Origin of the sequence: Paraburkholderia sp. MPAMCS5 (assembly GCF_036016995.1) — a bacterium.
In the GTDB taxonomy this organism is placed as follows: Bacteria; Pseudomonadota; Gammaproteobacteria; order Burkholderiales; family Burkholderiaceae; genus Paraburkholderia.
The window spans coordinates 1-16,219 of record NZ_JAYXBK010000030.1; the positions used below are offsets into that span (position 1 = coordinate 1).

15 protein-coding genes are annotated in these 16,219 nt (G+C 62.8%); 4 read left to right on the top strand and 11 right to left on the bottom strand.

The window, feature by feature from the left end; all coding sequences use genetic code 11:
- Window positions 1–125 precede the first annotated feature (125 nt).
- Window positions 126–3,734 carry an indolepyruvate ferredoxin oxidoreductase family protein gene (locus VOM14_RS31100; protein WP_327632540.1) on the bottom strand — a complete coding sequence of 1,203 codons (3,609 nt, stop codon included), beginning with the start codon at window positions 3,732–3,734 and terminating at the stop codon, window positions 126–128.
- A gap of 372 nt (window positions 3,735–4,106) precedes the next feature.
- Here VOM14_RS31100 and VOM14_RS31105 point away from each other — a divergent pair, with 372 nt between their 5' ends.
- The gene (locus VOM14_RS31105; protein WP_327632541.1) at window positions 4,107–4,313 is read left to right on the top strand and encodes a hypothetical protein; all 207 of its coding nucleotides are present in this window, start codon (window positions 4,107–4,109) and stop codon (window positions 4,311–4,313) included.
- A 139-nt stretch (window positions 4,314–4,452) separates the two neighbouring features.
- On the opposite strand, the gene hppD is transcribed toward VOM14_RS31105, so the two are convergent.
- Window positions 4,453–5,550 (bottom strand): 4-hydroxyphenylpyruvate dioxygenase, encoded by a 1,098-nt coding sequence (gene hppD / locus VOM14_RS31110; protein WP_327632542.1) that lies wholly within the window; start codon window positions 5,548–5,550, stop codon window positions 4,453–4,455.
- 149 nt (window positions 5,551–5,699) lie between these two features.
- Here hppD and VOM14_RS31115 point away from each other — a divergent pair, with 149 nt between their 5' ends.
- The gene (locus tag VOM14_RS31115) at window positions 5,700–6,197 is read left to right on the top strand and encodes an Lrp/AsnC family transcriptional regulator (RefSeq protein ID WP_327632543.1); all 498 of its coding nucleotides are present in this window, start codon (window positions 5,700–5,702) and stop codon (window positions 6,195–6,197) included.
- 98 nt (window positions 6,198–6,295) lie between these two features.
- Here the strand turns inward: VOM14_RS31115 and VOM14_RS31120 are convergent, their stop codons facing one another.
- The 8 genes from VOM14_RS31120 to paaA all read right to left on the bottom strand — a co-directional run bounded on the left by VOM14_RS31120 (window position 6,296) and on the right by paaA (window position 12,617).
- Window positions 6,296–6,964: a GNAT family N-acetyltransferase gene (locus tag VOM14_RS31120; RefSeq protein WP_327632544.1), complete on the bottom strand. Its 669-nt coding sequence runs from the start codon at window positions 6,962–6,964 to the stop codon at window positions 6,296–6,298.
- A gap of 244 nt (window positions 6,965–7,208) precedes the next feature.
- Window positions 7,209–7,817: a TetR/AcrR family transcriptional regulator gene (locus VOM14_RS31125; RefSeq protein ID WP_327632545.1), complete on the bottom strand. Its 609-nt coding sequence runs from the start codon at window positions 7,815–7,817 to the stop codon at window positions 7,209–7,211.
- 14 nt (window positions 7,818–7,831) lie between these two features.
- Entirely contained in the window at window positions 7,832–8,644 is an 813-nt protein-coding gene (locus VOM14_RS31130) for a DUF1835 domain-containing protein (protein ID WP_327632546.1), read from the bottom strand.
- 146 nt (window positions 8,645–8,790) lie between these two features.
- Window positions 8,791–9,879 carry a 1,2-phenylacetyl-CoA epoxidase subunit PaaE gene (paaE, locus tag VOM14_RS31135; protein WP_327632547.1) on the bottom strand — a complete coding sequence of 363 codons (1,089 nt, stop codon included), beginning with the start codon at window positions 9,877–9,879 and terminating at the stop codon, window positions 8,791–8,793.
- Between the two features lies 1 nt (window position 9,880).
- A complete protein-coding gene (paaD, locus tag VOM14_RS31140) occupies window positions 9,881–10,435 on the bottom strand; it encodes a 1,2-phenylacetyl-CoA epoxidase subunit PaaD (protein WP_327632548.1) in 555 nt (184 codons plus the stop codon).
- A 19-nt stretch (window positions 10,436–10,454) separates the two neighbouring features.
- Window positions 10,455–11,258, bottom strand: coding sequence for a 1,2-phenylacetyl-CoA epoxidase subunit PaaC (paaC, locus tag VOM14_RS31145; RefSeq protein WP_327632549.1), 804 nt, complete (start codon window positions 11,256–11,258; stop codon window positions 10,455–10,457).
- An 8-nt stretch (window positions 11,259–11,266) separates the two neighbouring features.
- Window positions 11,267–11,551, bottom strand: a complete 285-nt coding sequence (gene paaB, locus VOM14_RS31150; protein WP_327632550.1) for a 1,2-phenylacetyl-CoA epoxidase subunit PaaB — start codon at window positions 11,549–11,551, stop codon at window positions 11,267–11,269.
- A gap of 67 nt (window positions 11,552–11,618) precedes the next feature.
- On the bottom strand, window positions 11,619–12,617 hold the full coding sequence (gene paaA / locus VOM14_RS31155) for a 1,2-phenylacetyl-CoA epoxidase subunit PaaA (RefSeq protein ID WP_327632551.1): 999 nt from the start codon (window positions 12,615–12,617) through the stop codon (window positions 11,619–11,621).
- Window positions 12,618–12,845: 228 nt separating this feature from the next.
- On the opposite strand from paaA, the gene VOM14_RS31160 reads away from it, so the two are divergent.
- Both VOM14_RS31160 and VOM14_RS31165 read left to right on the top strand, forming a co-directional pair.
- Window positions 12,846–14,471, top strand: a complete 1,626-nt coding sequence (locus tag VOM14_RS31160) for an NAD(P)/FAD-dependent oxidoreductase (protein WP_327632552.1) — start codon at window positions 12,846–12,848, stop codon at window positions 14,469–14,471.
- 102 nt (window positions 14,472–14,573) lie between these two features.
- Window positions 14,574–15,851, top strand: coding sequence for an SGNH/GDSL hydrolase family protein (locus tag VOM14_RS31165; protein WP_327632553.1), 1,278 nt, complete (start codon window positions 14,574–14,576; stop codon window positions 15,849–15,851).
- A gap of 120 nt (window positions 15,852–15,971) precedes the next feature.
- On the opposite strand, the gene VOM14_RS31170 is transcribed toward VOM14_RS31165, so the two are convergent.
- Window positions 15,972–16,219: hypothetical protein (locus tag VOM14_RS31170; protein WP_327632554.1), on the bottom strand; the 248-nt coding region annotated here is incomplete at its 5' end.

Below are 16,219 nucleotides of genomic sequence, written 5' to 3' on the forward strand. Positions count from 1 at the left end.
CTGCCAACACATCGCGCTGCTGACATCGACCAGTTGCTGCCTCATCGTTGGAAACCTGACGTAGCCGCGATATAACCTCAGCTCGCGCCAGCGCTACCTGCCGTGCCTTCCCCGGGCGCTTACAATCAAGCCGCGTGCTGCGTGGTTCCGGTCTGCGGCGAGCGCCAGCGCGTCAGCAACTCGTTCCACTTCACGCGCACGCCCTTCAGATTGTTTTCCTTGATGTGCCCGTAACCGCGAATGCCGTCCGGCAAATTGGCCAGTTCCAGCGCCAGCTCGCGTTTCTGAACAGTCAGGCCGCCGATCAGCTCTCGCACCAGCGTTTCGTATTCGCCGATCAGCGCGCGTTCGGTGCGACGCTCTTCTGTCTTGCCGAACACGTCGAGCGCGGTGCCGCGCAGGAACTTGAACTTCGCCAGCACGTGCATCGCGCTGAACACCCAAGGGCCGTATTTCTTCTTGATCAGATGACCTTGGGCGTCCTTTTTCGAGAACATGGGCGGCGCGAGGTGAATATTGAGCTTCCAGTCGCCTTCGAACGACGCCTTCAGTTTTTCGATAAACGCCGGATCGCTATACAGGCGCGCGACTTCGTACTCGTCCTTGTAGGCCATCAGCTTGTGCAGGTTTTTCGCGACGGCTTCCGTCAACGGCAACTGGCCGTCACCTGAATCCAGCGACGATTCCGCCGTGCGCACCTGCGACACCAGCGCGCGATACCGCTCGGCATACGCGTTGTTTTGCCATGCCGCGAGGTAGGCCGCGCGTTTGTCGATCAGCGTGTCGAGTGCCTTCGGCGTGTGCAGCGAAATGATCTTGGTGCTGGCAGCGTCGGCGGCCTCGGCGGCAACGCCCAGACCTTGCGATTGCGCGATCTTGCGCACGGCCGCGGGATCGTGTGCGGCGCGGCGGCCCCATTCGAAGGCCGCGCGGTTCTTTTCAACCTGCACGTTGTTCAGCTCGATCGCGCGCATCAGCGACTGATACGTCAGCGGCACCCAGCCGCGTTGCCATGCATAGCCGAGCACGAACGGATTCGTGTAGATGGCGTCGCCGAGCAGCGCGAGCGCGAAGTGATTGGCGTCGACGGTATCGACGCATTCGTCGCCTGCGCCCGCGCGCACGTCCGCTTCCGTGCTGCTGCCGGGGAAGCGCCAGTTGGGGTTCTTGATGAGTTCGGCCGTCGGCGTATGCGCGCTGTTCAGCACGACGCGCGTCCGGCCGGCTTGCATCCGCGACACGCACTCGTCGCTGGCCGTGACGATCGCGTCGCAGCCGATCACGAGGCTCGCTTCGCCCATCGCGATGCGCGTGGCGTGGATGTCGCCCGGATGGTTCGCGATCTGCACGTGACTCATCACAGCGCCGCCTTTCTGCGCGAGGCCGGTGACGTCGAGCACGGTGACGCCCTTGTTTTCCAGATGCGCAGCCATGCCGAGCAGCGCGCCGATCGTCACGACGCCCGTGCCGCCGACACCCGTCACGAGCACGCCGTAAGGACGGCCGATCGGCGCAAGCGCCGGCTCCGGCACCGGCGGCATCGCATCGCCCGCGATGCCCGACGCGGCTTTCGGCTTGCGCAACTGACCGCCTTCGACGGACACGAAGCTCGGGCAAAAACCGTTGACGCACGAGAAGTCCTTGTTGCACGTGGACTGGTTGATTTGACGCTTCGTGCCGTATTCGGTGTCGAGCGGTTCGACCGACAGACAGTTCGACTTCACCGAGCAATCGCCGCAACCTTCGCACACCGCCTCGTTGATCACGACGCGGCGTGCCGGGTCGGGATACGCGCCGCGCTTCCTGCGGCGGCGCTTTTCGGTCGCGCAAGTCTGGTCGTAGATCAGGATCGTGGTGCCGGAAACCTCGCGCAACTGGCGTTGCACTTCGTCCAGCTTGTCGCGATGGTGAATGTCGATGCCTGGCGCGAGGCCGACGTGGCCGGAATACTTTTCGGGCTCGTCGGTGACGATCACGATTTTGGTCGCGCCTTCGGCGGCGAGCTGATGCGTGATTTGCGGCACGGTCAGGACGCCGTCGACTGGTTGGCCGCCCGTCATCGCGACCGCGTCGTTATAGAGCAGCTTGTAGGTGATGTTCGCCTTCGACGCAATCGCCGCGCGGATCGCGAGCAAGCCCGAGTGGAAATACGTGCCGTCGCCGAGATTGGCGAACACGTGCTTGTCGTTGGTGAAGGGCGCCTGGCCGATCCACGCCACGCCTTCGCCGCCCATCTGGCTGAAGGTGCTCGTGCTGCGGTCCATCCACACGGTCATGTAATGGCAGCCGATGCCGGCCATCGCGCGCGAGCCTTCCGGCACATTGGTCGACGTGTTGTGCGGACAGCCCGAGCAGAACCACGGTTTGCGTTCGGCTTCCACGCGCGGACGCGCGAGCGCTTTTTCCTTGGCCTCGATCACGGCGATGCGCGCGGCAATGCGAGCCCGCACGTCGGACGGCAGATCGAACTTGGCGAGCCGCGCGGCGATGGCCTTCGCGATGATCGCGGGCGACAGTTCGTAATGCGCCGGCAGCAGCCAGTTGCCCATCGGCACCGACCATTCGCCGCCCGCGCCGTCTTTCTCGTCGAATTTGCCGAACACACGCGGACGCTGCGCGTCGGGCCAGTTGTACAGCTCTTCCTTGATCGCGTATTCGAGAATCTGGCGCTTTTCCTCGACCACCAGAATTTCGTCGAGGCCGCGCGCGAAGGCTTGCGCGCCTTGCGCTTCGAGCGGCCACACGCAACCGACCTTATAAAGCCGGATGCCGATGCGCGCGCAGGTTTCATCGTCGAGACCGAGGTCGGTCAGCGCCTGACGCACGTCGAGATAGGCCTTGCCGCCCGTCATGATGCCGAAGCGCGCATGCGGCGAATCGATTTCCACGCGGTCGAGCTTGTTCGCGCGCACGTAGGCGAGCGCGGCGTACCACTTGTAGTCGAGCAGACGCGCTTCCTGCACGAGCGGCGGATCGGGCCAGCGGATGTTCAGGCCGCCCTCGGGCAGGGCGAAGTCTTCCGGCAGCACGATTTTCGTGCGATGCGGGTCGATATCCACGGAAGCCGACGACTCGACCACGTCGGTCACACATTTCATCGCGACCCAGAGGCCGGAGTAGCGGCTCATCGCCCAGCCGTGCAGGCCGAAGTCGAGATATTCCTGCACGTTCGACGGGAACAGCACCGGCAGGCCGCAAGCCTTGAAGATGTGCTCCGACTGATGCGCCAGCGTGGACGATTTGGCTGCGTGGTCGTCGCCGGCGAGCACGAGGACGCCGCCATGCCGCGACGATCCCGCCGAGTTGCCGTGCTTGAAGACGTCGCCGGAGCGATCGACGCCCGGGCCTTTGCCGTACCACATGGAAAACACGCCGTCGTATTTGGCGCTGGGATACAGGTTGACCTGTTGCGAACCCCAGACGGCGGTGGCGGCGAGATCTTCGTTGACGCCGGGCTGGAACACGACCTGATGCGCGGCGAGATGCTGTTTCGCCTTCCACAGAGACTGGTCGAGTCCGCCGAGCGGCGACCCACGATAACCGGAGATGAAGCCGGCGGTATTGAGCCCGGCGGCCCGGTCGCGTTCCTGCTGTAGCATCGGCAGACGCACCAGCGCCTGGATGCCGCTCATGTACGCGCGGCCGCGTTCGAGGGTGTATTTGTCGTCGAGCGTGACGGAAGATAGAGCGGCTTCGAGCGAGGCTCGCTGATCTGCGTCTAGCGGGGCATTCATTATGTGTACTCCTCCACCCAGGTTTGGGATCGCCAAAACTTTTTGGGCCGCGGCATCTTGTGAATGCGTATGGCCGGGGTCGCCATATTGACGTGTTTTAAGTGATGGTAGCACTGGTAAAAACCCGCCGCCTCGTGCCCAACGGGCGTTGCGACAACGGCTTGGCGGCGCATGCATTCGCTGGCGCATCGTGCCATTTGCAAATTTCGCCGACCGTGCGATGCCCCGCATGTAACAAGCTGTAAAAGCTACAACTTCCCGGAACCGTCGTTGAAATGTCTGTCTAATACCCCACCTGTGAGCAATGTCTGGCAAACGTGCCGCCTTCTGCGGTGCTTCACGACAACAGGGCAGTTAGAAAAAGGAGTACGCATGAACACCAGAAACATCCAGACCTTCCTGATGGTTTCGGCCGCATTTTTCGCCATGAGCGCGCCGGTGCGCTCAAACGCCGGCGGCGCGGGGGCGCCGGGAAGCGCAATGAGTCGCGCGGCGCTCGTTGCGCCAGCCCGCATTGCCGCGAACCGCATCGCGCAGCAAAGCGTGTCGGCGTCTGACACGAAAGACCAGAATTCGTGACGCGCTGCTGATGCAGCGTGTCGATGGATAGCCAGCCGTTGTCCGCTGTCGGGCGACGGCGCAAACGCCAGGGGCGAGGATCTCACGATTCTCGCCCCTGGCGTTTTTATCAGCGGCTGTTTTTGTCGGCGCTAGATAGTCACGCTTTATCCTGCACGACTCCGCGGCGAATCTGATCCAACTCGATCGATTCGAACAGCGCCTTGAAGTTGCCCTCTCCAAAGCCCTGATTGCCCTTGCGCTGAATGATCTCGAAGAAGATCGGGCCGATCTGGTTCTCCGTGAAGATTTGCAGCAGCAGATCGTCCGGTGCGCCGTCGATCAGGATCTTGCGTTTGCGCAGTTCGTCGAGCGGCTCGCCGTGATTCGGCACGCGGCGGTCCACGAGTTCGTAGTAAGTGTCGATCGTGTCGAGCAATGAGATCTTCGCCGTGCGCAGGCCGTCGACGGTGCGATAAATGTCGTTGCTGCCAAGCGCGATGTGCTGAATGCCTTCGCCGTGATAGGCGTCCAGATATTCCTGAATCTGGCCCGACGTCTCCGACCCTTCTTCGTTGATCGGAATGCGGATCTTGCCGCACGGCGACGTCATCGCTTTCGACTTCACGCCCGTCACTTTGCCTTCGATGTCGAAGTAACGCACTTCGCGGAAGTTGAATAGGCGCTCGTAAAACTCGGCCCATTCCTGCATTCGGCCGCGATGCACGTTGTGCGTGAGGTGATCGATGTAGGTGAGACCGTGGCCGACCGGATTCGGATTCGCGCCCGGAATCGGCTCGAAGTCGACGTCGTAAATATCGATGTTGCCGACGCTGCCCGGCGCCGCACCGTTCTTGCCGCGCCAGCGGTCGACGAAATAGATCAGCGAATCGCCGATGCCCTTGATCGCGGGAATGTTCAGTTCCATCGGGCCGGTCTTGTTGTCGAAGCCCCAAGCGCCTTTTTCGAGCGCCTGCTTGTAGGCCTTCGCCGCGTCCTGCACGCGAAACGCGATGGCGCAGATCGACGGGCCGTGCAAACGCGCGAACCGTTGCGCGAACGAATCCGGATCGGCATTGACGATGAAGTTGATTTCGCCTTGGCGATAAAGCGTCACATCCTTATGACGATGCCGCGCGACGGCCGTAAAGCCCATCTGTTCGAAAAGCTTGCCAAGCGCCTTCGGGTCCGGCGCGGTGTATTCGATGAATTCGAAGCCGTCCGTGCCGACCGGATTTTCCCAAGTTGAAACCTGCATGTGTCTGTCTCCATTTGAAGGCGCGTTGTTGGGCGCGACCGAATGACGCCAGTCTACGGGCGGATCTGCGGCGGAAACTTGCGAACTTAATCGCACAAAGCTACGCTTGCGCTATTTCGTGGCTCATTATTCAGAGATGGCGGCAGAAAATGGCCAATATAGAGATAGACGCAATAGACCGCCGTATTCTCGCGATCCTTCAGGAGAATGGTCGGCTGTCGAATCAGGAGATCGCTGAGCGGATCAATCTTTCGCCGAGCCCGTGTCTGCGGCGCATTCGGCGACTGGAAGAAAGTGGCGTGATTCGCGGCTACGTCGCGTTGCTGGACGCGCAGCGCCTCGGGCTCGACTTGCTCGCGTACGTCAACGTGCGGCTGGAAAAACGCGGCGGTTCTGCGCTGAGTCCGCGCGGCGACGCGACGCACGCGGACCTGTTTCGGGCGGCCGTTCAGACGTGGCCGGAGGTCGTCGCGTGCCACGCGATGACCGGCGAGATGGATTATCTGCTGCGGGTTCAGGTCGAGGACATGGCCCATTTCTCGCGTTTCGTGCAGGATCAGCTGCTGCATCATCCGTCCGTGATCGATGTGAAAACGAGTTTCTCGCTGGAAAAGATCAAGGAGACGACCGCGCTGCCAATCTTATGAAGAGGCGCTCATGAAGACGCGCGAGGTCGCGGCCGCGCGCCCAGCAAAAAGGGCAGCCATCTGGCTGCCCTTTGTCATTCGCTTCATCCGCAAGTTGTTCAGGCCGCGGCGGCTGTCGGCATGAAAGTCTCCAGCAACTTGGAAGTCCGGCGCGCCTGGCGCTTCAGCGCGTAGTCGAACACGGCGGCTTGTTCTTGCAGCATCTCCGTAATGATGCTGGTCTGATCCGCGGGCGCGAGCGTGAGATACGCGTCTGCTTCGCCATAGGCGTATTCGATCTTCATGCCCGCTTTCTTGGCAATGTGCATCATGGTCGAATTGCGCGACAGGCAGTGCATGTACAGCGAGGTGACATGCGTATTGCGGCTGCGAATGGCGGCGCGCTCAAAAAGCTTGGACCCGATACCCTGGCCGCGCACGCTTTCGAGCACGGAAACGCCAAACTCCGCCGTGCGCTTGTCGCCTTCCGCAGTGAGATAGGCAAGATGGCCGACTCCGGCGAGTTGCAGTTGATCGTTGAACACGCCGAATACGGTGTCGCGCTTGAAGTCGATGGCGCGGACATAGTTTTCGATAACATGATCCGGCACGATCTGGCCGAAGCGCAGCAGGCGGTCGTCTTCGTCGAGCGCGAGGAAGTGCGCCAGCAGCCGTTCGCGGTCGACCGCAGTGAGTTCGCGGACCAGAGCCGGCGCACGACCGGCTGGCAGCGGCACGTAATCGTGCGCGACGATCGGCTCGGCAGGGCGGGTGGTAAGCAGGTTCATGGTCGGGTTCTCCTTGTGATCGTGCGGCGTTTGGTGCACCGCAAAATGAATTTTAGCGGAAACCCGTATCCATCACTAGGGAAAACCCGTATCAAAATTTGAGGTTGACGCCTAATTTGATGGCGTCATCATAGTAAGCTTTTGATTTTAAAGAAAAATATAAAAAGAACGAGCGTTCTCGCCAGATTGTCGCAGAGATGCAACCGGGGCATTTATCTCGTATGGATATTGCTGTGCTGCGCAATCAGGCCGGCGCGGAACTCAAGCCGTGGTCGACCATATCCACCACCTGTTCGGCAAATTCCCGGTAGCCCATGCGTCCGCCCGGCTTGAGCCAGGTGAAGGTCCAGTTGATCATGCCGAACACCATCATCGTGAGCGCGGTCTGGTTTTCGCGCGTGGCGCGCTCCGGATACGCGCGCGCCAGTTGCCGCGCAAACGCGGCGACGACATCGCGCTGGCGGTTCAAAACCACTTCGCGCTGGGCGTCGACGAGATATTTCACGTCGTTCAGAAGCGCGACGTGCCGGCTGTGCGACGTTTCGTATTCGGAGAGAAACGCGCGGATCAGCTCGGCGAACGTCTCGCGCTCCGTCAGGCCGCGCCGCTGGCTCGCGCCTTCCACCTCGGCGATGATCAGCATCAGCCGCTTGGTGTAGCGGTCCAGCAGATCGAACAAGATCGCTTCCTTGCTCTCGTAGTAGTGGTACAGGCGCGCTTTCGAGGTGCCGCTCGCCGCCGCGAGATCGGACATCGACGTGCTGGGATAGCTCGTTTGCGCGAACTTCGCCGCGGCTAGTTCGAGAATCTGTTCGCGCTGACTTTCGTGGTCGGGGGCTCGGGTGCGGGCCATGGTCGTCGGTTTTATTAGTGTGAACAGGGTGCGAGCGCCGCGCACAACTCCAGCGTGCGCCATGCGTTCGCGTCGCCGCGCAACCTGACGCGCCGCGTCGCAGCCAGTTCGCGGAAGCGCCACAACAGAATGTTGTCGCTGACGAGGAACCCCAGCTCCGCGATCATCACCTCGGCGGCCACGCGCGCGGCGGGCTGCCAGTCGCCCGTGGCGTGCTCGAGGATCAGTGCGTCGAGATCGGCGAAGCTGCCGCTCGTAAATGTATTGTCGCGCCAGCGCCGCGTTTCGCCGTTCGCGTGTTTGGCTTCCTGCCATTCCAGCGCGAGGCGGCTGATGCGCAACACGGAGATAGGCGCGGCGTCGGGCAAACGCGCCTGCAAGACGGCCGGCGCGAACATGCCGACAGCCGTCGCGCGATCCTTGCGGCTGTGCGCCCAGGCGCCGGCGTCGGTGAGATCGCGAATCGACAGGCGCACTTCGTTCAGTCGCTGCGGACTGTTGCGCAGGTGATAGCACACGCGGCGCAGCATCAACTGGTCCGATGCGCTTTCGCCGTGCCACACCACCAGATTCGCTTGGCCACGCGCGACGCTGTCCAGCGCCGCCGCCTGCTCACGGAACTCGCGGACGAAATCGCGCTTCGAGTCGGCGCTCGCGCGGTCCCAGAATGCTGAACGCGCTTCGGGGCCATCGTCGATGCCGCGCAATGGACCGACCGCCAGGTCGTCGCGCAAAGCGAGCACGCGCTCGTCGCGGCCCGCTTCGCGCAACGCGGCGTGCAATGATTCCGCGGCGACATCGCCGTTGGTGAGATGGATCGTGCTCATCGGCCGTGATGGGTTCTGGGTTGCGATTGATTGACAAAAAAGCCGCTCGCGAGCCGGACACGGAACTGTCCGACTGCGAGCGGCCCCTAGTGTAAGCGGATCGCGTAACGGCTCAAAGCACGGCGGGCACGACGTTCAATGTGTGCTCAACGCTCGTCGTAGCTCACCACCACGCGGTCGCTGACCGGATGGCATTGGCACGTCAGGACAAAACCGTCGCGAATTTCGTGCTCTTCGAGCGTGTAGTTCTTGTCCATTTTCACTTCGCCTTCCAGCACTTTCGCGCGACACGTGCAGCACACGCCGCCTTTGCACGCGTACGGCAGCGCAAGGCCCGCGCGCAGACCGACATCGAGCACGCTGACGCCCTGATACGGCAGGCGCAGCTTGCGGCGTTTGCCATCGAGCACGATTTCGAGATCGGCAGCGGGCGTGTCCTCGGTGATTTCGACGGGCGGCACGCCCGCCTGCGGCAGCGGCGAACCGAAGCGCTCCACGTGCACTTTTTCCGCCGACACGCCCGCCGCTTTCAACGCGGCCTCGGCGGCGTCCATCATCGGAGCGGGGCCGCAGATGAAGGCTTCGTCGATCGAATCGGCCGGCACCAGGTCCGCGATGAAGGCCGCGCATTTCTGCTGATCGAGCACGCCATTGAACAGTTCGACGTCCTGCAAGTCGTCGGACAGCACGTGATAGAGCACGAGGCGGTCCATAAAGCGGTTCTTCAGGTCTTCAAGCTCTTCGGCAAACATGATCTGATCGACGCTGCGATTGCCGTACACCAGCGTGAAGGTGCTGCGCGGCTCGACTTCGAGCGTCGTCTTGATAATGGCGAGCACCGGCGTGATGCCCGAGCCGCCCGCAAACGCGAGGTACTGCTGGCCGTGGTCGGCGTTCAGATGCGTGAAGAACCGGCCGTCGGGCGTCATGACGTCGATCGTGTGGCCGGGTTGAAGCGTGTCGAACGCAAAGTTCGAGAAGCGCCCGCCGCGTACACGTTTAATGCCGATGCGCAGTTCGCCGTCGCGGTCGTAGTCGGTGACGCCGACGCAGATGGAATACGAACGGCGCGTTTCCTCTCCTTCGATATGCGTTTTCAGCGTGACGAACTGGCCTTGCGTGAATCGATAAAAATCGCGCAGTTCGACGGGAACTTCAAAGGCGACCGAGACGGCGTCGGCGGTTTCGGGTCGCACTTCGCGAATACGCAGCGGATGAAATTGCGGGGTGGCCATATCAGTAGGGTTTGAAATAGTCGAAGGGTTCGCGGCAGTCGAGGCAGCGGTACAAGGCTTTGCAGGCGGTCGAGCCGAATTGCGCGAGGCGTTCGGTATGGGCCGAGCCGCAGCGCGGGCACGACGGCGCGGGCAGTGCGCGCGGCACGAAGCGCACCACTTTTTCCTGCGGCGCCGTGCCAGATCCGGCCGCCGAACCGCAATTGCCGGTGGGCGGCGCGATGCCATACGCGCGGAGCTTTTCGCGGGCCTCGGGCGTCATCCAGTCGGTGGTCCACGCCGGCGCGAGCACCGTGGCGATCCGATAAGGCTTGAGTTCGGCGATATCGAGCGCCTGCGCGACGTCTTCGGCGATCTGCGACATGGCCGGGCAACCGGAGTAGGTCGGCGTGATCACGACTTCCAACGCGCCGTCTTCGGCGCGGCGGACGTCGCGCAAAATGCCGAGTTCGCGAATCGACACCACCGGAATTTCAGGATCGGGCACCGTTTCGAGCGCCGCCCACGCGCGTTCGAGCGTGGCGTCGGCCGGGCAGGTCGCAGTCGAGATCGTCATCGTGCAGTTTCCGGGCGTTTTACCAGGTCGCGCCGGGATGCTGGCGCGCGAGGCTTTGCATTTCAGCGAGCACGAAGCCCATGTGTTCCGAATGCTCGCCGTGCTTGCCCGTCGTGATGTGCTTGACCGCTTCGGGCAGCTTCAGCGTGGCTTCGTCGAGCGTCGCGCGCACGTCGTCGAGCCATGCGGCTTCGAGATCTGCGGTCAGCGGCCCGATGCCTGCCCCGGCGATCGTCTCTTCGACGGCGTCCGCGCTGAAGAACTCGCGCGTATACGGCATCAGATAATCGAGCGCGGCCTGCGCGCGGCGATGCGATTCGTCGGTGCCGTCGCCGAAACGGATCAGCCATTCGCTCGCGTGATGCACGTGGTAGCTCGTCTCCTTGATCGACTTCGAGGCGATCGCGGCCAGTTGCGCGTCGGTCGATGCGGTGAGCGCCGTCCACAGATGCGCCATCAGCGTCGAATACAGGAAATTGCGCACGATCGTCACCGCATAGTCCTTCTCGGCCTGCGCCGTGGCGGACAGCGGACCGCTATGCGGCAGTTCCGCGAGCGTGTAATTCGCGAATTCGCGCTCGGCGCGGAAGTACGCGTAATCGTCTTCCGTGCGCGCCTTGCCCGTGAGCTGCTGTTCCAGCGAGGCGGCGTGCGTGTACAGCAAACGCGCCTGACCGATCAGATCGAGGCTCATGTTCGAGAGCGCGATGTCTTCTTCGAGAATCGGGCCGTGGCCGGACCACTCGGCATTGCGCTGACCGAGAATCAGCGCGGTATCCGCGAGGCGCAGCACGTATTGGAGATGTCGATGCGTGATGTCCATGGCTGCGCTTACATGTGGTTGACTTCGTCGGGGAGCGTGTAGAACGTCGGATGGCGATAGATCTTGTCGCCCGCCGGTTCGAACATTTCCGCCTTGTCTTGCGGCGCGGACGCCGTAATCGCCGACGACGGCACCACCCAGATGCTCACGCCTTCCTGGCGGCGCGTGTAGACGTCGCGCGCCATGCGCAGCGCCATGGGCGCGTCGGCGGCGTGCAGACTGCCGCAATGTTTATGGTCGAGTCCCTGCTTGCTGCGCACGAACACTTCCCAAATCGGCCATTCCTTGTTCATTGCTGTCTCTCCTGAATCCTGGTGACGCTTCGTGACTCTGCTTGACTGTTCCTGACTCGCGCGCGGCTCAGGCGGCGTGCTGTTGTGCCCGCTGGCGCTGCTTTTCCGCGTGGGCGAGGGCGGCTTCGCGAACCCAGGCGCCTTCGTCATGGGCTTTGACGCGGGTCGCGAGACGCTCGCGATTGCACGGACCGTCGCCATTCACGACGCGCCAGAATTCTTCCCAGTCGATGTCGCCGTAGTCGTAATGGCCACGCGCCTCATTCCATTTGAGGTCCGGGTCGGGCAGCGTGACGCCGAGCACCTTCGCCTGATCGACAGTGGCGTCGACGAATTTCTGGCGCAGGTCGTCGTTGGAAATACGCTTGATGCCCCATTTCGACGACTGGTTGCTGTGGATCGAATCCTTGTCGCTCGGGCCGAACATCATCAGCACCGGCCACCACCAGCGGTTCACGGCCTGCTGAACGAGTTCGCGTTGAGCTTCGGTGCCGGACATCATTGCCATCAACGCGTCGAAGCCCTGGCGCTGGTGAAACGATTCTTCCTTGCAGATGCGGATCATGGCGCGCGCGTAGGGGCCATACGTGCAACGGCAAAGCGGGATCTGATTCATGATGGCCGCGCCGTCGACCAGCCAGCCGATTACGCCGACGTCAGCCCACGTGGGCGTCGGGTAATTGAAGATGCTCGAATATTTGGCCTTGCCGGAATGCAGCGCCGCGATCAACTGATCGCGCGACACGCCGAGCGTTTCGGCTGCGCTATATAGATAGAGGCCGTGGCCGGCTTCGTCCTGCACTTTGGCGAGCAGAATCGCTTTGCGCTTGAGGCTCGGCGCGCGCGTGATCCAGTTGCCTTCCGGCAGCATGCCCACGATCTCCGAATGCGCGTGCTGGGAAATCTGGCGCACCAGCGTTTTGCGGTAAGCCTCGGGCATCCAGTCTTGCGGTTCGATCTTGCCGTCGGCGGCCATCACGGCATCGAACTGCGCCTGCTCCGCCGATGCCGCGTCCGCATCCAGCGGAGCGACATTGCCGGGAATATCCAGGGATTGCGTGTACATGGGGACGCTCTTCTGCGGAAGTTGTCGGAGTTCGGACAGTATAAGCCAACCGACCGGTCGGTTAATAAATTTTTTGAGACGGCCTTTCGATACCGATAGGCGCGGCGCGGAGCGTGACGCCACTCGCGGTGGGCCGCTTTCCTCGGCGCTGCCGCCCCGTGCCGGCGCTTAACCTATAAAATTGCGAATTGGCCGCGATCCGCAGCCTTCCTGCATCCCCCGGTACTCATGTTACGTCTAAGCGAAATCAAACTCCCGCTCGATCATCCCGAGAGCGCTCTGGAAGGCGCGGTGCGCGCGCGCCTCGCGGAACTCGGCGTGCCTCGCGACGGGCTCATCCGATACACCGTGTTCCGGCGCGCTCACGACGCCCGCAAGCGCGCCGACATCAAGCTCACCTATATCGTCGACGTCGAGGTCACGGACGAAGCGGCGGCGCTCACGCGCATCGCCGACGTGCCGCACTGCGGAGTGACGCCCGACATGACCTACCGGTTTGTCGCGAAGGCGCCGGCGCAGCTCACCACGCCGCGTCCGGTGGTGATCGGCATGGGGCCGTGCGGACTCTTTGCCGGGCTGATCCTCGCGCAAATGGGCTTCCGGCCGATCATTCTCGAACGGGGCAAGGCGGTGCGCGAGCGCACCAAGGACACGTTCGGCCTGTGGCGCAAGTCCGTGCTGAACCCTGAATCGAACGTGCAGTTCGGCGAAGGCGGCGCGGGCACGTTTTCCGACGGCAAGCTGTACAGCCAGATCAAAGACCCGAAGCATTACGGCCGCAAGGTGCTGGAGGAGTTCGTCCGCGCGGGCGCGCCGGAAGACATTCTGTATCTCAGCCGGCCGCACATCGGCACGTTCCGGCTGGTGAGCATGGTCGAAAAGATGCGCGCGACCATCCACGAACTGGGCGGCGAAGTGCGTTTCGAGACGCGCGTGGACGACATCGACATCGATCAGGGGAAAGTGCGCGGGCTCAAGCTCTCGACGGGCGAGACGCTGCGCTGCGACCACGTCGTGCTGGCGGTCGGTCACAGCGCGCGCGATACCTTCCAGGTGCTGCACGACCGCGGCGTGTATATCGAGGCGAAGCCGTTCTCGCTCGGGTTCCGGATCGAACATCCGCAGGGCTTGATCGACCGCAGCCGGTTTGGCAAGTTTGCCGGACACAAGCAACTGGGTGCAGCCGACTATAAAGTGGTGCACCACTGCAGCAATGGCCGCGCGGTGTACAGCTTCTGCATGTGTCCCGGCGGTACGGTGGTGGCGGCGACGTCCGAGCCCGGCCGCGTGGTGACCAACGGCATGAGCCAGTATTCGCGGGCCGAGCGCAACGCCAATGCGGGCATTGTCGTGGGCATCACGCCGGACGATTACCCCGGCGGACCGCTCGCCGGCATCGCGTTTCAGCGTAAATGGGAAGAGCGGGCCTTCGAGCTTGGCGGCGGTAACTATATGGCGCCGGGCCAGCTGGTCGGCGACTTCATTGCCGGCAGGCCGTCCACGTCGCTGGGTTCCGTGGTGCCGTCGTACAAGCCGGGCGTGCATCCCACGGATCTAAGCACCGCGTTGCCGGACTACGTGATCGAGGCGATTCGTGAAGCACTGCCGCAAATGGAAAAGAAGATCGCGGGTTTTGCGATGCACGACGCGGTGCTGACTGGCGTCGAGACGCGCACGTCGTCGCCGATCCGTGTGCGCCGCCGGGACGACTATCAGAGCATGAATGTCGAAGGTCTTTATCCGGCTGGAGAGGGCGCGGGATATGCCGGCGGCATTTATTCGGCGGCGATCGATGGAATCGAAGTCGCCGAAGCGCTCGCTTTGAACATGACCCGGGCGCAAGCGGCCGCATGAGCGTGCGCGTGCTCCGTCGCGGTGGTTAGTGGCGCATCGGCCTCCATGCGAGCCGATGCGATCGTGCACAATGCCCGTTTTGCTTCGAAACCGAATCCCCGAATGACCATCCGCTCCCTGGCTGCCGCTTGCGGCGCCGCGCTGCTTTGTCAGTTTGCCGTTTCTTCGACCGTCGCCGCTGCGCCCTCCGATTCTTCCGCGCACTGGGTCACCGCTTGGGCGACGGCGCTGCAACCCATTCCGCAGCGCGCCGATTTGCCGCCTCTGTACCGTGCGCCCGACGTGGCGGGGCGCACTGTCCGGCAGATCATTTATCCGACGCTGTCAGGGAAGTCCGCGCGAATTCATCTGAGTAATGAATACGGCAAGACGCCGCTTGTTATCGAAGATCTGCGTATCGCGCGCTCGGCGGGAGGCGCTGGGGCGTCCGTCGGCGGGGAGGCGCGTGTCACCTTTAACGGTAAGGGCGCGGTGAGCATCCCGCCCGGCGGCGCGCTCGATAGCGATCCGGTCGCGATCGACATTGCGGAAGGTGCGCCCTATGCCGTCAGCGCATTTATGGGACCGGAGCAGCGTGTCGGTGCGTGGCACCGTGTTTCGAGCCAGATCAACTATGTTTCGGTGCCCGGCAATCACGCGGCGGACGCCGCGGGCGCGGCGTTTCGCGGACGCTTCACGCAATATGTGTGGGTCACGGGGCTGTCGGTCGATGCGGCGCCCGGAACGGCGGCGATTGCAGCCATCGGCGATTCGATCACGGACGGCATGCGTTCCAGCGTGAATCAGAACCGCCGCTGGCCGGATGCGCTCGCGCGGCGCCTGACCGGCGCGGGGAATCGCTCGGCGGCGGTGGTCAATCTGGGGATCAGTGGGAACCGCTTGCTCAATGATTCACCCTGCTATGGCGACGCACTCATGTCGCGCCTTAACCGCGACGTGCTGGAGCGGCCAGGCGTGAAAGCGGCGGTTTTGCTGATCGGCATCAACGACATCAATTTCGCGGCGATGCCCGCGCGCAGCGGCCTCGACTGCGATTTCCCACATGCCTCGGTGACGGCTGCCGATCTGATCGCCGGCTATCAGCGGGTGATCGCGGCCGCCCGGCGGGCCGGTGTGACGGTGTTCGGAGCAACTTTGACGCCGGCGGCGCTGCCGCCGCAGCGCGAAAGTATCCGGCTGGCGGTCAACCAATGGATCAGGTCGAGTCACGCTTTCGACGGAGTGGTTGATTTCGATGCCGCGCTGCGCGATCCGGTTGAGCCGGACCGTCTTCAGCACGGGTTCGATAGCGGCGACCACATCCACCCGAGCGACGCCGGTTATGCGGCGATGGCGCAAGCGGTTCCTCTCGACGCCTTGGCCAACTCGACGCGGAAATGAGCCGTCAAAAAAGTTTTCGTCAAACCCTTGTCATACGGCGGTGGTTGACCTACTATTCGCCTCCTCGTTTGCGAACGAGGGCCGCGGCAGAAACCAGCGGGCAGTTGCGTCAACAAGGTTTTAAGCGAAAGCGAAAAAATGTAGTTGACGAAACGAAAAAGAGTCTTCATAATCTCGTTTCTCTGCTGCTGATGCAGCGACGCAGAACGAAGCGGTGCCGGGTGGTTGAGGTGGGCGGCGCGACGTGAGCGAATGATCTTTAAAAACTAACAGCCGATAAGTGTGGGCGCTTGATGCGTGACGCGGCGGCGGGTTCTTCGGAATCTGCTGCCAGGCGAAAGTATCAAGTCTCACACAGTAATGAAAGG